The organism is Azospirillum sp., assembly GCF_050789165.1.
On sequence record NZ_JBOZRT010000154.1, the window covers coordinates 1 to 14910 of the forward strand.

Annotated in this window: 11 protein-coding genes; 8 read left to right on the forward strand and 3 right to left on the reverse strand. The window is 69.7% G+C overall.

Annotated elements, in window-relative coordinates; all coding sequences use genetic code 11:
• Positions 1-229 precede the first annotated feature (229 nt).
• Both ACRWK7_RS31550 and ACRWK7_RS31555 read right to left on the reverse strand, forming a co-directional pair.
• Complete coding sequence (locus tag ACRWK7_RS31550; RefSeq protein WP_431861233.1) at positions 230-1384, reverse strand: Calx-beta domain-containing protein; 1155 nt, start codon at positions 1382-1384, stop codon at positions 230-232.
• A gap of 177 nt (positions 1385-1561) precedes the next feature.
• Complete coding sequence (locus tag ACRWK7_RS31555; RefSeq protein WP_431861235.1) at positions 1562-2212, reverse strand: TetR/AcrR family transcriptional regulator; 651 nt, start codon at positions 2210-2212, stop codon at positions 1562-1564.
• 93 nt (positions 2213-2305) lie between these two features.
• Here ACRWK7_RS31555 and ACRWK7_RS31560 point away from each other — a divergent pair, with 93 nt between their 5' ends.
• The 6 genes from ACRWK7_RS31560 to ACRWK7_RS31585 all read left to right on the forward strand — a co-directional run bounded on the left by ACRWK7_RS31560 (position 2306) and on the right by ACRWK7_RS31585 (position 11324).
• Positions 2306-3397 carry an efflux RND transporter periplasmic adaptor subunit gene (locus ACRWK7_RS31560; RefSeq protein WP_431861237.1) on the forward strand — a complete coding sequence of 364 codons (1092 nt, stop codon included), beginning with the start codon at positions 2306-2308 and terminating at the stop codon, positions 3395-3397.
• On the forward strand, positions 3394-6522 hold the full coding sequence (locus tag ACRWK7_RS31565; protein WP_431861239.1) for an efflux RND transporter permease subunit: 3129 nt from the start codon (positions 3394-3396) through the stop codon (positions 6520-6522). Before ACRWK7_RS31560 ends, ACRWK7_RS31565 begins: the two co-directional genes overlap by 4 nt.
• Positions 6523-6701: 179 nt before the next feature.
• Positions 6702-7724 (forward strand): transglycosylase SLT domain-containing protein, encoded by a 1023-nt coding sequence (locus ACRWK7_RS31570; protein WP_431861241.1) that lies wholly within the window; start codon positions 6702-6704, stop codon positions 7722-7724.
• Between the two features lie 15 nt (positions 7725-7739).
• On the forward strand, positions 7740-9314 hold the full coding sequence (locus ACRWK7_RS31575; protein WP_431861243.1) for a caspase family protein: 1575 nt from the start codon (positions 7740-7742) through the stop codon (positions 9312-9314).
• Positions 9315-9318: 4 nt separating this feature from the next.
• Positions 9319-10095, forward strand: coding sequence for a penicillin-insensitive murein endopeptidase (gene mepA, locus ACRWK7_RS31580; RefSeq protein ID WP_431861244.1), 777 nt, complete (start codon positions 9319-9321; stop codon positions 10093-10095).
• 608 nt (positions 10096-10703) lie between these two features.
• On the forward strand, positions 10704-11324 hold the full coding sequence (locus ACRWK7_RS31585; protein WP_431861246.1) for a response regulator transcription factor: 621 nt from the start codon (positions 10704-10706) through the stop codon (positions 11322-11324).
• A gap of 42 nt (positions 11325-11366) precedes the next feature.
• On the opposite strand, the gene ACRWK7_RS31590 is transcribed toward ACRWK7_RS31585, so the two are convergent.
• Positions 11367-11645, reverse strand: coding sequence for a hypothetical protein (locus tag ACRWK7_RS31590; protein WP_431861248.1), 279 nt, complete (start codon positions 11643-11645; stop codon positions 11367-11369).
• 507 nt (positions 11646-12152) lie between these two features.
• Between ACRWK7_RS31590 and ACRWK7_RS31595 the strand changes: the two genes are divergently transcribed.
• Entirely contained in the window at positions 12153-14015 is a 1863-nt protein-coding gene (locus tag ACRWK7_RS31595) for a tetratricopeptide repeat protein (RefSeq protein WP_431861249.1), read from the forward strand.
• 252 nt (positions 14016-14267) lie between these two features.
• A complete protein-coding gene (locus ACRWK7_RS31600) occupies positions 14268-14885 on the forward strand; it encodes a DUF3313 domain-containing protein (protein ID WP_431861251.1) in 618 nt (205 codons plus the stop codon).
• Positions 14886-14910: the final 25 nt, after the last annotated feature.

Genomic DNA, 14910 nt, shown 5'->3' on the forward strand with positions numbered 1-14910 from the left:
GCCGTGAAAACCCTCAGCGCCGATGGTACTGCGTCTCAAGACGTGGGAGAGTAGGTCGCCGCCAGGTCTTCAAGGCGTTCACCAGACACACGGATCACAGCAATCGCTCTTCACCATCGCCGACGCCCGCCGCAGACATCCTGCGGCGGGCGTCGGCGTTTCGGCTGTCGGGCCCGCCTGCCCCACGTCCGGCCCCTCCCCCGCCGGAGGCGGGGGAGGGGAGGGCGGTTCAGGCGAACAGGAAGTTGGACGCGGTCAACTGCCCCGCGGACACGCCGGCCAAGCGAACGGACGCGGTGTCCGAGAAGGCGATGGTGGTGTCGCCGCCCTCGGCCGAGAGGGTCAGGTCGCCCATGGCGTGCACGCCGGCCAAGCCCCGGAGGTCGAGCACGTCGCCGCCCGCCCCGGCCTGGAAGTCGCCGATGTAGTCCCAGCCCTGCTCCGGCCCGAAGACGAAGGTGTCGGCTCCGGCCCCGCCTTCCATGTAGTCGTTGCCGCCGCCACCGATGATGGTGTCGTTCGACGCCGTGCCGAACAGGACATCGCGGTCGGCGGTTCCGGTGAGGGTGTTGCCGCTGGCGTCGTCGTTCAGGATCACGCCGAGCCCTTCGCTGTGCGCCGGATCGATGGTCCATCCGGCCGAGGGCGTGCTCAGGTAGACCTTGAACCCTTCAGCCGTCTCCACCGCGTTGTCCCCGAGAACGCCGACGCGGATCGTTGCCGAGGCCTGCCCGGCGGCGAAGGTCAGCACCCCGCCGGGCATGCCGCCGTTGCCGGTCGGCTGACCGGCCGCGAAGTCGGCGGGGCTCGCCATCCCGTACTCGCCGTTGCGCGCGTAGACGCCCAGGGTTCCCCAGTTTACCGACGCGGCTTGCGACAGGTCGCCGGTCCGCACCACGGTGAACGCGAACTCGGTGGAGCCGCCGCCGCTGCCCTCCGCCTGCCGCACGTCGGTGGTCTGCACGGAAAAGCTCTGGGCCGGGGCCGGTTCCTCCGCGGCGTGCAGCTTCAGGCTGAGCGGGCCGTTCGTGAAGGCCGAATAGCTGACGTTGCTCAGGCGCACGGACGTGTCCGGGCTGAAGGTGAGGACCACGTCATTGCCGTCCGCGGTCGCCAGCGCGTTCAGATCCGCGCGGCTGGTGATCCATGTGAACGCCGACAGATCGAGCGTGTCGGCGCCCTGGTACCCCTGCTGGAAATCGCCGATGCAGTCCCACCCGTCCCCCGGCCGCAGAACGAAGACGTCCGATCCGGCGCCGCCTTCCATGTAGTCGTGGCCGGCGCCGCCGATGATCGTGTCGTTGCCGGCACCACCATAAATTTCATCGCGCTCGGCCGTGCCGACGAGATTCGGGTCGTTGCTCGAGGTTCCCTGGACAATCATTCCCGTCTCCATGCATGTGCAATGGTGAGGAAAATCGCCTCCGGAACGCTGGTTTGCAAAAGGCTATCGGCAGTACACTGACTGATTGCGGTGACGCCTCGACGGTCGTGTCAACCGGGTTCCGGCCGTCGTGCGTCCAGCCCGCACGGTGCACCCCGAGGGGCTTGTCCTCTCCGTTCAGGGGAGTTCCCGGAGCGGGGCCGGGCCGCAGCCGTTCACGAACAGCGCCACGGCCTTGGCGACGAAGGCATCGCGCTCCGCCTCGTCCGGCATCTCGCACAAGCCGAGGCACAGCGCGCAATAGGGACCGCCCTGCATGGCCGCCAGGAACTGGGTGGCGACGAAGGCCGGGTCGTCGGCCTTGAGCAAACCGCGGGCGGCGGCGCGCTCGAAAAAGGCGACGAAGGCGGCGATCGCCTTCTCCGGGCCGGCCTGGAAGAACAGGCGCGCCGCCTGCGGCACGCGGGTCGCCTCGCCGGTCACCGACTGGTGCATCCGGATCGCGGCCTCCGACCAGATCAGGTCGACGAAGCGGCGGCCCAGCGCGCGCAGCGCCTCCTCCAGCGGGAGGTCGTCGAAGGAGTCGGGGGCGAAGCGCAGGCCGCGCCGCTCGCACTCGGCGGAAATGGTGGCGACGTAGAGGTCGTCCTTGGACGGGAAGCGGGTGTAGAGCGTCGTCTTCGACACCCGCGCCCGCTGCGCCACCAGATCCATGGAGGTGCCGGCGTAACCCAGTTCCAGGAAGATCTCCCGCGAGGCGGCGAGGATCTGTTCGGTCTTCGGATCCGGCCGGGAGTCGGGCGGGGCTGCGTGCTGTTCGGAAGGCATCTGGACTAAACTGTATCGTTCACTCTTGACGGGCGCTTGGTGCCGGATTACGAGTTTATCAGTACGATACAGTTCAGTCCAGTGGAGGATGCGATGGTGCGGCGGGGGATCGGGCTGGCGGCGGTCATGCTCCTGGCGGGGGTGGGGTTGTCGGCCTGCAAGGAGGGCAACGGCGCTCCCGCCCCGGAACCGCGCCCGGTGCGCGTCACCACGGTCGCCCTGGAGTCGGCCGACGACACCGTCCGCTACCCGGCGGTGATCCGCCCGCGCGTCGAGGCGGACGTCGGCTTCCGAGTCGCCGGCAAGGTGGTGGCGCGGCTGGTCGAGGTCGGCACGCGGGTCGAGCCCGGTACGCCGCTGGCGCGGCTCGATCCGGCCGACATCCAGCTCCAGGTCCGCGCGTCGCAGGCGCAGCTGGAGTCCGCCCGGGCCGACGCCGCCAACGCGCGGGCCGACTTCGGCCGCTACGCCGAGCTGCGCAAGGGCGACTGGACGACCAAGCAGGAATACGACCGCCGCAAGACCGCGCTCGACAAGGCCGAGGCGCGGGTGCGCGAGATCGAGGCGCAGCTGCGCGTGCTGAACAACTCGCTGCACTACACCACGCTGCTGGCCGACGCGGCGGGCGTGGTCACCGCCGTGCTGGTCGAGCCTGGGCAGGTGGTTGCGCAGGGGCAGGCGGCGCTGCGCGTCGCCAAGCTGGGCGAGGTGGAGGCGGTCGCCAACATCCCCGAACAGCAGGTCGCCGGGCTGCCGCAGCGCGCCCTGGCGGTGGAGCTGTGGGCGCAGCCCGGACTGCAGATCCCGGCGGCGCTGCGCGAGGTGAGCCCGAGCGCCGATCCCGGCACCCGCACCTACCAAGCGCGCGTCACGCTGAAGGACCCGCCGGCCGCCGTGCAGCTGGGCATGACGGCGACGCTGACCGCCCGGCTGGAGCGCGGCGGCATGGTCGCCCGGCTGCCGCTGAGCGCGGTGACGCAGAGCGGCCAGAGCCCGGCGGTGTGGGTGGTCGCCGGTCCGGCGAAGGACCGGCTGGAACTGCGACCGGTGACGGTCGCCGCTTACGCGGGCGATCTCGCCATCGTCGCGGGCGGGCTGAAGGACGGCGAGGCGGTGGTCACCGCCGGCGTGCACAAGCTGGACGCCGGCCAGCCGGTCACGGTGTGGGCGGAGCCCACGCGATGAGCCATCGGAACCGGGACCGCGGCAACCTCTCCGCCTGGGCCTTGCAGCACCGCACGCTGGTGCTGTTCTTCATCCTCGCCAGCGTGCTGGCCGGGGCGCTGGCCTACAAGAACCTCGGCCGCGCCGAGGACCCGTCCTTCACCTTCAAGGTAATGACCATCCGCACCGAGTGGCCGGGCGCCACCGCGCGCGAGGTCGAGCAGTTCGTCACCGACCGCATCGAGAAGAAGCTGGAGGAGGTCCCGTATTACGACTTCGCGCGCAGCTACTCCAAGCCCGGCGAGTCGGTGATCTTCCTGCAGCTCAAGGACCACACGCCGCCGCGCAAGGTGGCCGACCTGTGGTACCAGGTGCGCAAGAAGGTCGGCGACATCCGCTACACGCTGCCCGAGGGCGTGGTCGGGCCGAGCTTCAACGACGAGTTCGGCGACGTCTACTCCGCCATCTACGCCTTCATGGGCGAGGACTTCACCCCGGCGCAGCTGAAGAAGGTGGCCGAGGAGGTGCGCGCCCGCCTGCTGCACCTGCCCAACGTCGAGAAGGTCGAGCTGATCGCCCCGCAGGAGGAGCGGATCTACGTCGAGATCTCCAGCCAGCGCCTCGCCAGCTTCGGGCTGCCGGTGGAGACGGTGATCCAGGCGTTGCAGCGCGAGAACGCCATCGCCGCGGCCGGCGACGTGGACGCCGGGTCGCAGCGGGTGTTCGTGCGCGTCGATCTCGGCATCGACAAGGCGGAGGAGGTGCGCGCCATCCCGGTGGAGACCGGCGGGCGCATGCTGACCATCGGCGACGTCGCCGAGGTGAAGCGCGGCTACGTGGAGCCGCGGCGCTTCACCATGCGCACCAAGGGGCGCGACGCGATCGGCCTGGGCGTCGTCATGGCCAAGGGCGGCAACGTCCTGCACCTGGGCGAGGCGCTGAAGGCCGAGATGGCGAAGGTCGAGGCCAAGCTGCCGGTCGGCATGGAGCTGGCGCAGGTCGCCAACCAGCCCAGCGTGGTCGAGCACTCGGTCGGCGAGTTCACCGAATCGCTGGCCGAGGCGCTGGGGATCGTCATCCTGGTGAGCCTGGTCAGCCTGGGCTGGCGCACCGGCATCGTGGTGGCGCTGGCGGTGCCGCTGGTGCTGGCGCTGACGCTGGTGTCCATGCAGATCCTCGGCATCGACCTGCACCGCATCTCGCTGGGCGCCCTCATCATCGCGCTGGGGCTGCTGGTGGACGACGCCATCATCGCGGTGGAGATGATGGTGGTGAAGATGGAGCAGGGCTGGGACCGCGTACGGGCCGGCGCCTACGCCTACACCTCCACGGCGTTCCCGATGCTGACCGGCACCATCGTGACGGCGGCGGGCTTCGTGCCGGTCGGCCTCGCCCAGTCGGCGGCGGGCGAGTACACCAACGCCATCTTCTGGGTGGTCGGGCTGTCGCTGCTGCTGTCGTGGGTGGTGGCGGTGATCTTCACGCCGTACCTCGGGTACAAGCTGCTGCCCAAGCCCAAGCACATCGTCGAGGACGGGCACGAGCTGGACATCTACGACACCCGCGGCTACCGGATCTTCCGGCGCATGGTCGAGGCCTGCGTGCGGGCGCGCTGGGTCACCATCGGCGTGACGGTGGCGGCGTTCGTCGCCTCGCTGGTCGGCTTCGGCTTCGTGCAGCAGCAGTTCTTCCCCTCCGCCAGCCGGCCGGAGCTGCTGGTCGACATCCGCCTCGCCGAAGGCTCGTCCATCGCGGCGACGGCGGCGGAGGTGGCCAAGCTGGAAACGCTGCTGGCGGCCGATCCGAACGTCGATACCTGGACCGCCTACACCGGCGGCGGCTCGCCGCGCTTCTACCTGCCGCTCGACCAGCAGCTGCAGAACGCCAACTTCTCCCAGTTCGTGGTGATGACCAAGGGGCTGGAGGAGCGCGAGCACGTCAAGGACGCGCTGGAGCGGCGGCTGGAGACCGACTTCCCGGCGGCGCGGGTGCGCGTCAGCCGGCTGGAGAACGGGCCGCCGGTCGGCTACCCGGTGCAGTTCCGCGTCACCGGCGACGACCCGGCGACGATCCGCAAAATCGCCTATCAGGTGCGCGACCGGATGCGCGCGCATCCCAACATGGCCAACGTGCACCTGGACTGGGACGAGCTGTCGAAGCGCGTCCGGCTGGAGGTGGACACCGCCAAGGCGCGCGCGCTCGGCATCTCCAAGCAGGACCTGTCCAACGCGCTGCAGCTGCTGCTGAACGGCATGCCGATCACGCAGTACCGCGAGGGCACCGAGCTGATCGGCGTCGTGCTGCGCACCACCTCGGACGAGCGGCTCGACCTGTCGCGCCTGGGCGAGCTGAGCGTGCGCACCGGCCGCGGCACCGCCGTGCCGCTCTCCCAGGTCGCCAGCCTGAAGTACGAGCTGGAGGAGCCGGTGCTGTGGCGGCGCGGCCGCGAGACGACCATGACCGTCAAGGGCGACGTGGTCGGCGGCGTCCAGGCGCCGACCGTCAGCGTGCAGCTCGACGCCGCGCTGAACGAGCTGCGCGCCACGCTGCCGGCCGGCACCGCCATCGCCATGGGCGGCGCCATCGAGGAGAGCGCCAAGGGCCAGGGCTCGATCAACGCCATGCTGCCGCTGATGCTGCTGATCATGGTGGCGACGCTGATGCTGCAGCTGCAGAGCTTCTCGCGCGTCTTCATGGTGCTGCTGACGGCGCCGCTGGGGCTGATCGGGGTGACCGGGGCGCTCCTGCTGTTCAACCTGCCCTTCGGCTTCGTCGCCATGCTGGGCGTCATCGCGCTGGCCGGCATCATCATGCGCAACTCGGTCATCCTGGTGGACCAGATCGAGCAGGACGTGCGCTCCGGCCGCTCGCGCTGGGAGGGCGTCATCGAGGCCACGGTGCGCCGCGCCCGGCCGATCGCGCTGACCGCGGCGGCGGCGATCCTCGCCATGATCCCGCTGGCGAAGAGCGCCTTCTGGGGGCCGATGGCGGTGGCGATCATGGGCGGCCTGACCGGCGCCACCGTGCTGACGCTGTTCTTCCTGCCGGCGCTGTACGCCGCGTGGTTCCGGGTGAGGGCGCCGGCGCGGGAGGCGGGGCGGGCGGAGCCGATGGGTCTTGCCCCCACCCCATCCCTCCCCCGCTGACGCAGGGGAGGGGGCGGAGCGGCGGAGTTCCCTCCCCTGCGGCGGCGGGGGAGGGGTAGGGAGGGGGCAAGCGAAGCCCCCGAAGCGAAGTCACAGCCGCGGCGGTTTACGCCTTCGCCTATCTATGGGATAGTCGCACCTCGTTTTCGCAAAATCCGCGTTCGAGGAAGACGATCGCCGTGCGTCGCCTGACTTCGCTGCTGGCCTGCGCCGGCCTCTCCGCCCTGGTCACCGCGTGCGCCAGCGGACCGCCGAAGCCGGTCTCCCAGGCGGAACTCGACGCCCACGTGGCGGACGCGTCCAAGCGCTTCAGCATGCCGGAGCCGTGGATCCGCGAGGTCATCCGCCAGGAGAGCGGCGGGCGCACCACCATGAACGGCAAGCCCATCGTCAGCAAGGCCGGCGCCATGGGCCTGATGCAGCTGATGCCCGCCACCTACGAGGAGATGCGGCGCAAGCACGGCCTCGGCTCCGACCCGTTCGAGCCGCGCGACAACATCATGGCGGGCACCGCGTACCTGCGCGAGATGTACAACCTGTTCGGTTCGCCGGGCTTCCTCGGCGCCTACAACTGCGGCCCGCGCTGCTACGGCGACTATCTGGCCGGCAACCGCTCGCTGCCGTCGGAGACGCGCAACTACATCGCCTCCATCGCGCCGCGCCTCAACAACTCGCCGGCGCCGCAGCCCGACAGCGGGGAGGTGATGGTCGCCAGCCTGCCGACGCCGACGCCGGGTCCCGCGCCCATCGCGCCGGCCCCCATTCCTCCGGCCCCCATTCCTCCGGCACTGGGCGGCAGCGCGGTGTCGCTGGCGCCGCTGCCCACCGCCTCGGTGCCGCGCGTGGTGGCGGAGGCTCTGCCGCCGCCGGCCCCGGTGCCCGCTCCGGTGCCGGTGCGCGCCTCGGCGCCCGCGCCCGCTCCGGTACGCTCCGCGCCGGTCGTCGGGGGCGGGGTGTGGACGGTGCAGCTCGGCGCCTTCCGCTCGCCGGACGACGGGCTGAGGGTGATCGACAAGGCGCGGCGCGCGGCGCCGGGCGGCATGCTGGTGCGCGCCCAGCAGGTGGTGCAGCCGGTCGACACGCAGTCCGGCCCGCTCTACCGCGCCCGCCTGTCCGGCCTGTCGCAGGAGGCCGCGGCCAACGCCTGCGCCAGTCTGGTCGGGCAGGGCATGGCCTGCTTCGTGGTGGCGCCAGGCGCCTGAACTCAGGGGAAGCGCATGGGTGTCTTCGGCCGGATCCTTGCCGTCCTGGCGGCGCTGGCCTGTCTGGCCGCCGGGCCGGCGCTGGCCGAGGGGAAGCGCATCGCGCTGGTGCTCGGCATCGGCGCCTATCAGAACGCGACCCCGCTGGCCAACCCCGCCAACGACGCCCGCGCCATCGCCGACGCGCTGGCCGCCGCCGGGTTCGAGCTGATCGGCGGCGGTCCGCAGCTCGACCTCGACCGCGCCGGGATCGAGAAGGCCGTCCGCGCCTTCGGCACCCGGCTGGTCGGCGCCGACGTCGGGCTGTTCTTCTACGCCGGGCACGGCATCCAGGTGCAGGGCAGCAACTACCTCGTCCCGGTCACCGCCACCGTGGCGCGCGAGGCCGACGTCCGCTACGAGCTGGTGGACGTCAACCTGGTGATCGAGGAGATGACGCTGGCCGACAGCCGGCTGAACATCGTCATCCTCGACGCCTGCCGGAACAACCCGTTCGGCGGGCGGGGCCTGCGCTCCGCCGGTTCCGGTCTGGCGCAGATGCAGGCGCCGGCCGGCACCATCATTGCCTACGCCACCCAGCCCGGCGCGGTCGCCGCCGATGGCGCCGGGTCCAACAGCCCCTACACCGAGGTGCTGTCCAAGGCCGTGCTGACGCCGGGCGGCACGGTGTTCGACGTGTTCAACGACGTCGGCGTCGCCGTGAAGCGCAACACCGGCGGCGTGCAGCAGCCCTGGGTCTCGTCCTCGCCCATCGAGGGACGCTTCTACTTCCTGGGCCCGACCACCATCACCCCGCCGCCGGCCGCCGCCGACAAGGAGGTGGTGTTCTGGGACAGCGTCAAGGGCAGCAGCAATCCCCGGATGTTCGAGGCGTACCTGAAGCAGTTCCCGCAGGGCACCTTCGCCGCTCTGGCCGAGGCGCGGCTGGCCGAACTCTCCGCGGCCCCGGCCTTGGCGTCCGCCCCGCGGGCCGAGCCGCAGGCGCCGGTGCAGGTCGCCGTGGCCCCGCCGCCCGCGCCGCCCAAGCCGCCACAGCCGATGATCCGCCTGTTCGACGCGGCGGCGATCCCCTACGTCAGCCCGAAGGCGCGCGAGACGCTGGGGCGCTTCGCCTCGCTGCCGTCGCCCAAGGCGCTGGCGATCTCGCCCAAGGGCAACTACGCCTACGTCTCCAACGTCACGCAGACGCGGACCGCCGAGGACGTGCGGCGCGGCGCGCTGCAGCACTGCCAGCTCAACGCCGGCAGCCCGTGCACCCTCTACGCGGTGGACGACGCCGTGGTGCTGGACAGCCCCGCCGCCTTCACGCCGATGCCGGTGGAGATCCCCGGCGGCGGTCTGTTCGACCCGGCCAAGGTGCCGTTCGTGTCCGACCGGACGCGCGAGGTCGGCATGGTGAAGTACAAGCAGAACCCCGGCCACAAGGCGCTCGCCCTGACGGCCACCGGCCGCTGGGCGGCGGTGTGGGACCGCAAATCCATCGACGCCGCGCGCGACGCGGCGCTGGAGCGCTGCGAAGAGCTGAGCGGCAAGGCCGAATGCACTATCTATGCGGTGAACGACGCCGTCGTCTTCGACGAGGAACGCTGAACCGATGACCCTGCGCCCCCTGATCCTCCCGCTGCTGGCGGGGCTGCTGCTGGCCGCTCCCTCGCACGCCGCGCAGCCGATCGGCAGCTACGCCAACGGCTGCATCGCCGACGCGCGCGAGCTGCCGCCGGAGGGATCCGGCTACCAGGCGGTCAACCTGTCGCGCGGGCGCAATTTCGGCCACCCGGCGCTGGTCGACTACGTCGCCGGGCTGGCGCGGCGGGCAGGGGCGGAGAGGCTCGGCCGGCTGGCGGTCGGCGACCTGTCGCAGCCGCGCGGCGGCCGCATGCCGAGCGGCCACGCCAGCCACCAGATCGGCCTGGACGCCGACGTCTGGTTCGACCTCGACCTGCCGGCCCTGCCGCGCGACGCGCGCGAGCGCACCGACTTTCCCAGCATGGTCGACGTGTCCGGCCAGCGCATCGACCCCGGCCGCTTCGGCCCGCGGCAGCGGCGCCTGCTGCAGCTGGCGGCGGGCGATCCGCGGGTGGTGCGCATCTTCGTCAACCCGGCGATCAAGCTGGCGCTGTGCGAGGGCGAGACCGGCGACCGCGCGTGGCTGCGCAAGGTCCGCCCGTGGTTCGGCCACGCGTCGCACTTCCACGTGCGCCTGGAGTGCCCGCCCGACGCCGCCGACTGCGTGCGGCAGAGCCAGGTGCCGCCCGGCGAGGGCTGCGACGCGGAGCTGCTGAGCTGGTTTGAGCCGCGCAAGGACACGCCGCGCGAACCGGCGAAGGTCCCGCCGCCCCCGCCGGCCTGCGTGGCGCTGCTGAAGCGTTAGGCCCGGCGTTTCACGACGCGCCAAACGCTCGGCCCGACACGTCGCGAAAAGGTCGGGGCGGTCCGGGACGCGTGAGGTGTCGGGAGAGGGGCGGGCGGCAAGGTTCGCGGAAAGCGGAACCGAGTGACGTTTGGGATTGGTTGCCGCAATCCCGCAGGCAAAAGAAAAGGTTGCGGCCGTATAATGTTTTGACTTGATATTGTATTCTGACGCGAGCGCATGGCGATTTCTGAGGATTGATTGGCCCGGTTGCCAAATTCTGGCCCTGCATCCTTTGAAATAGGTGGAGGATCGGGGAATCTTTGGGTGCCCCCGAGGGGCTAATTGCCTCCCGAATGCTGTTCTTGGCACATTTGTGTTCGCATAGGACAGTGCCGCCAAGCAGCTGACTCCGGCCGTGGCCGGCAGGGTGCAGGCATCGGCTTCCCGACTTCGCTCTTTCCCTCCACAGGGCGCGACGCGCCCGCCGGTCACGACGTCGCCAAAGGTTGACATGATCGAGCCTTCACCGTTCCGCGAGCCGGGCGAAATGGCCAAGGGTCCCCGCGCCCTTCGCGGGGGCGGCGCTGTCTTCCGCGCGGCCATGCCGAAGGCGGAGGCTCCCGCACATGCCTGAACAGCTCGTGCACATCGTGGATGACGACGCGGGTTTCCGCCGGTCCGCCGCGCTGATGCTGGCGGAATGCGGCTACGCCGTGACGGAACATCCCGATGGCTGGAGCTTCGTCCGGGCGGCCCAGGGCGGTGCGCCGGGGTGCGCCCTCGTCGATGTCTCGCTGCCGGACCTGGACGGGATCGAACTCCAGCAGATGCTCAAGGATCGCGGCATCACGATGCCCCTGGTGTTCATGACGGGCCGGGCTGCGGTGCCGATGGTGGTGCGCGCCATGAAGGCCGGCGCCGTGGACTTCATCGAAAAGCCCTTTGAGCGCCGCGCGCTGCTCTCCGCCATCGATGCGGCGCTCGCCCGGTGCGAGGCCGCGGAGGATCCCGAACTGGCGGAGTTCCGCACCCGGCTGGCCAGGCTTTCGGACCGCGAACGGGAGGTTCTCAACGGCGTCGTCGCCGGGATGCCGACCAGGGTCATCGCCGGCCGGCTCGGGATCAGCCCTCGGACCGTTGACGCCCACCGGGCGAAGATCGGGGCCCGGCTCCAGGTGTCGGGGCTGCCGAACCTCATCCGGCTGTCGCTCGCCGCCGGCGTGACGGGAGAGCTGAAACAACAGTAGGGCGGCGATGCGGCCGGTCCGCCGGATGGGAGAGCGAGGCTGCTAAGGCTTCGCCGGCCCCTCCAGGGGGCCTCCTCCTTCGTTCCAGAGCTGAAGTTCGGCCAGGATTTCCTCTTCAAGTTCCGACACGATCTCCCGGCAGACGGCATACTGCGCGGACGCGGCGGAGTCGCCCCGTTGTTCCAGGTGGTGAAGCATCTCGACCGCGTCGCCGTAGTCTTCGCACAAGCCGTGGAAGAAACGGTTGTCCGAGGCGTACTGCTTGATGGCCTGGGCTAGGTCGGGAAACCGCTCCGCCACATGTTGTGTCTTTTCCGACATGGATGCTCCCGCATGGGCGTGGGGGGCTTTCACTGGCACTGGATCGATGTCGGATGCCTGCTCGATGGGCGCCTGCGTTCGTTTCGATCCGTAGCAGCCTGCGGCGGGGAGCCCCCAGCTTGAATAGGGCAACTGTTCACATTGATACGGTATCGGGCGCGCGCCCCCGCGTCCTTGGGTGCGTCAAGACGCGATGGGTACATACCAATGGATAGTGAAGGCTTCACCTCCTCATTCTGTCATGCATAACGAGTGCGTCAACTGAAGGTGACTGGATGTTCAAGCAAAAATGCTCTGCCAAGCGCCTGAAAATCATGGGAAGTCGAAGTGGGTAGGTATAGATACTGATCATCAGCCGATTTGTCAGTTGATCATTGTTGAATATCGTCTCTATGATTATGGATTGGTGTGTTTGGGGGTATTGCGTGATTTTCTCCGGCGGCCCGCTGCCGCCCATCGGGCGAACGCACCGGCAAGCCGTCAAGGCGCTGAAAGTTGGGGGAGTTCATGCCGAACGTTTCTGATGAATCGATCCCACCGAAGTTGATCGAGGATGCGCTGGAGCGTGTTCTGGCCAGCAGGGGATTCCGTGGCTCCACCAGGAAGCGCCGGTTCCTGAAGTTCGTCGTCGACGAGACGCAGGCCGGCCATGCCGACCGGATCAAGGCCTTCACCATCGCGATGGATGTGTTCGACCGCGACGCCAACTTCGATCCTCTGATCGATCCGGTGGTGCGAATCCAGGCCGGCCGGATCCGGCGGTGCCTGGAGCAGTATTATCTGACCGAAGGCGCCCTGGACCCCATCCAGATCACCATCCCGAAAGGCGGCTACGTACCGCGGTTCATCGTGAAGCAGGAGGCGGACCCGGTTGAGTGCCCCGACGCGTTCGTGGACCCGGAACCGCCGGCTGCGGTCGGTACGGGCGCCGTCGCCATGCGGCCGGCCGCGGCCGGCACCCTTATGCCCGGCAACGCACCGGCGCGGTCGCTGCGCGCGGCGGCGGTTGCGGCCCTCAAGCGCTACAGGGTCGTCGCCGGCGCGGTTGCGGGCGCCGTCCTGCTGTCGCTGCTCGCGGCCGTGTGGTTCTCCGCGCCCGCGCCGCACCCAGCCAAAGGGGAAAAGCTCGCGGCCAACGTGCGCGGGCCGGCGCTCCTGGTGCTGCCCTTCACGAACGGCACCGGAAATCCGGCGCAGGACGTGTTCGTCGAGGGCTTCACCGAGGATCTCATCGGTGCCCTGATCCGGTTCCGGAACGTGTTCGTCTTCGGCGCGCGCACGACGTTCCGCTTCGGGTCCGAAACGGCGTTGCGCCGGGCGCGCGTCGATACGAACATCGATTATGTCCTGAAAGGCAGCGTCAACCAGGTCGGCGACCAGATACAAATCACCGTCGCCCTCATCGACGCGAACGATCAGCGCTATGTCTGGTCGAACGGGTATCGCGGGACCTTCAACCCCTCCAACATGATCGATGTCCGCCAGGACATCGCGGTTCAGGTCGCCGGAGCCCTGGCGCAGTCGAACGGCGTGATCGACAAGGAGGAGTTGCGGGCCACGGCCACGCTGTCCCCCACCGCGCTGTCCTCCTATGAATGCATGCTGCGGACGCGGCGGTACTGGCGGCAGCCGACCTCGGATCTCCACGGTCAGGTGAGGACCTGCCTGGAACGCGCCACCCAGACCGATCCGCTGTACGCCGACGCCTGGGCGGCGCTGGCCATCGCGTACATCGACGAAGCCCGCCTGGGCTTCAACCCGGTGAAGTCCCGGCCCGATCCCATCGCGTCCGGCCTCCGGCTGGCGGAACACGCCGCCACGCTGGCGCCCGACAGCCCCCTTCCGCACAAGGCGGTCGCCCTGGCGCATTGGCTGCGCCACGAGCCCGGCCGCAGCATCGCGGCCTATGAAACGGCGCTCGCGCTCAATCCCAACGACAGCGACGTGCTCGCCGACCTTGGGCGGAGCTACAGTCTGGTCGGCGAATGGGAGAAGGGCATCCCGTTGATCCGGGAGGCTTTCGCGCGCAATCCGGCCCATCCCGACTGGTACCGTATCACCTTTGCCTTGTACCATTACATGAACGGCCGATACGACGAGGCGCTGGCGGAAGCCAAGCGGGTCGATCAGCCGGCCCTGGTCTACGCGCACGTGGTCCTGGCGATGATCTACGGTCAGACCGGCCGCGCGGCCGAGGCCGCCTACGAGGTCGGCGAGATCCTGCGGCTCGAACCCGATTTCGCCAGCAAGGCCGCCTCCGAGTTCGAACGCCGGAACATCAACCCGTCCACCATCGCCATGATCGTCGACGGGTTGCAGAAGGCCGGCCTCGCCATCGCTCCCCAATGGGCATCGTCCGACGGGCGCTGATCAGTGCGCCGGGAGCATCATCTGCCGCCGTCAGGAGGTTTTGCAACGTTACCGTAGCATGGGGCCGTCCTGGTGAATGCTACTTTTGCAACGCTTACGTCGTGGGGCTCAATGGGCCGCGGAACAACCTTCCACTTGAAGGATAAGGCCATGAAACCCTCGACCCATTGCTTTGGTGCTCTGATCGGAGTTCTAACCGTTGCCGGCTTGGCTGGGTGCACAACTGCGGAGATGACGCAGCGACCCGCGGACATGGCGTCGGTTTCCGCCATGCGCCAGGATCCCGACCGGCCGGGGGCTTGGCTCTACAAGGTCCAGAACGTCGACTTCAAGCAGTACTCGCGCTTCATCATCGAGCCGGCCTCGATCTATCGCGGGCCCGAGGCGAGCTTCGCCGGCCTGTCGGACTCGCAGCTCAACGAGCTCGCGGCCATGCTGACCGCCGAATCGCGCCGCGCCCTTGGGGACAGCTACGCGGTGACCACGCGTCCCACCCCCGGCACCGCGCGCATCGTCCAGAAGATCGTCAGCGTCGAGGAAGGCTCGAGCGGGACTTCGGGATCCCGGATCCTGCCGATCGGCGCCGTGTCCAACGCGGTCCAGGGGGCGCCCGGCGGCAGCGGCGGGTTCACCGGTTCGCTCGTCGTCGCCACCGAGATCTACGACGCCCAGACCTCCAAGCTGCTCGCCGCGGCCGTGCGCCGCTACACGCCGCCGGTCTTCGACGTCGACGCGACGATGTCGAGCATGGACACCGCCCGCACCGGCGTTCGCCAAGCGGCCGCCGACCTGCGGACCGCGGTCGACGTCGCCCAGGGCAAGCGGCTGCCCTTGAACCGCATGCCCGGTGCCGGTCAGGCCGGCTACTGACGCGCGGTGCATCGGGTGCTCGGCG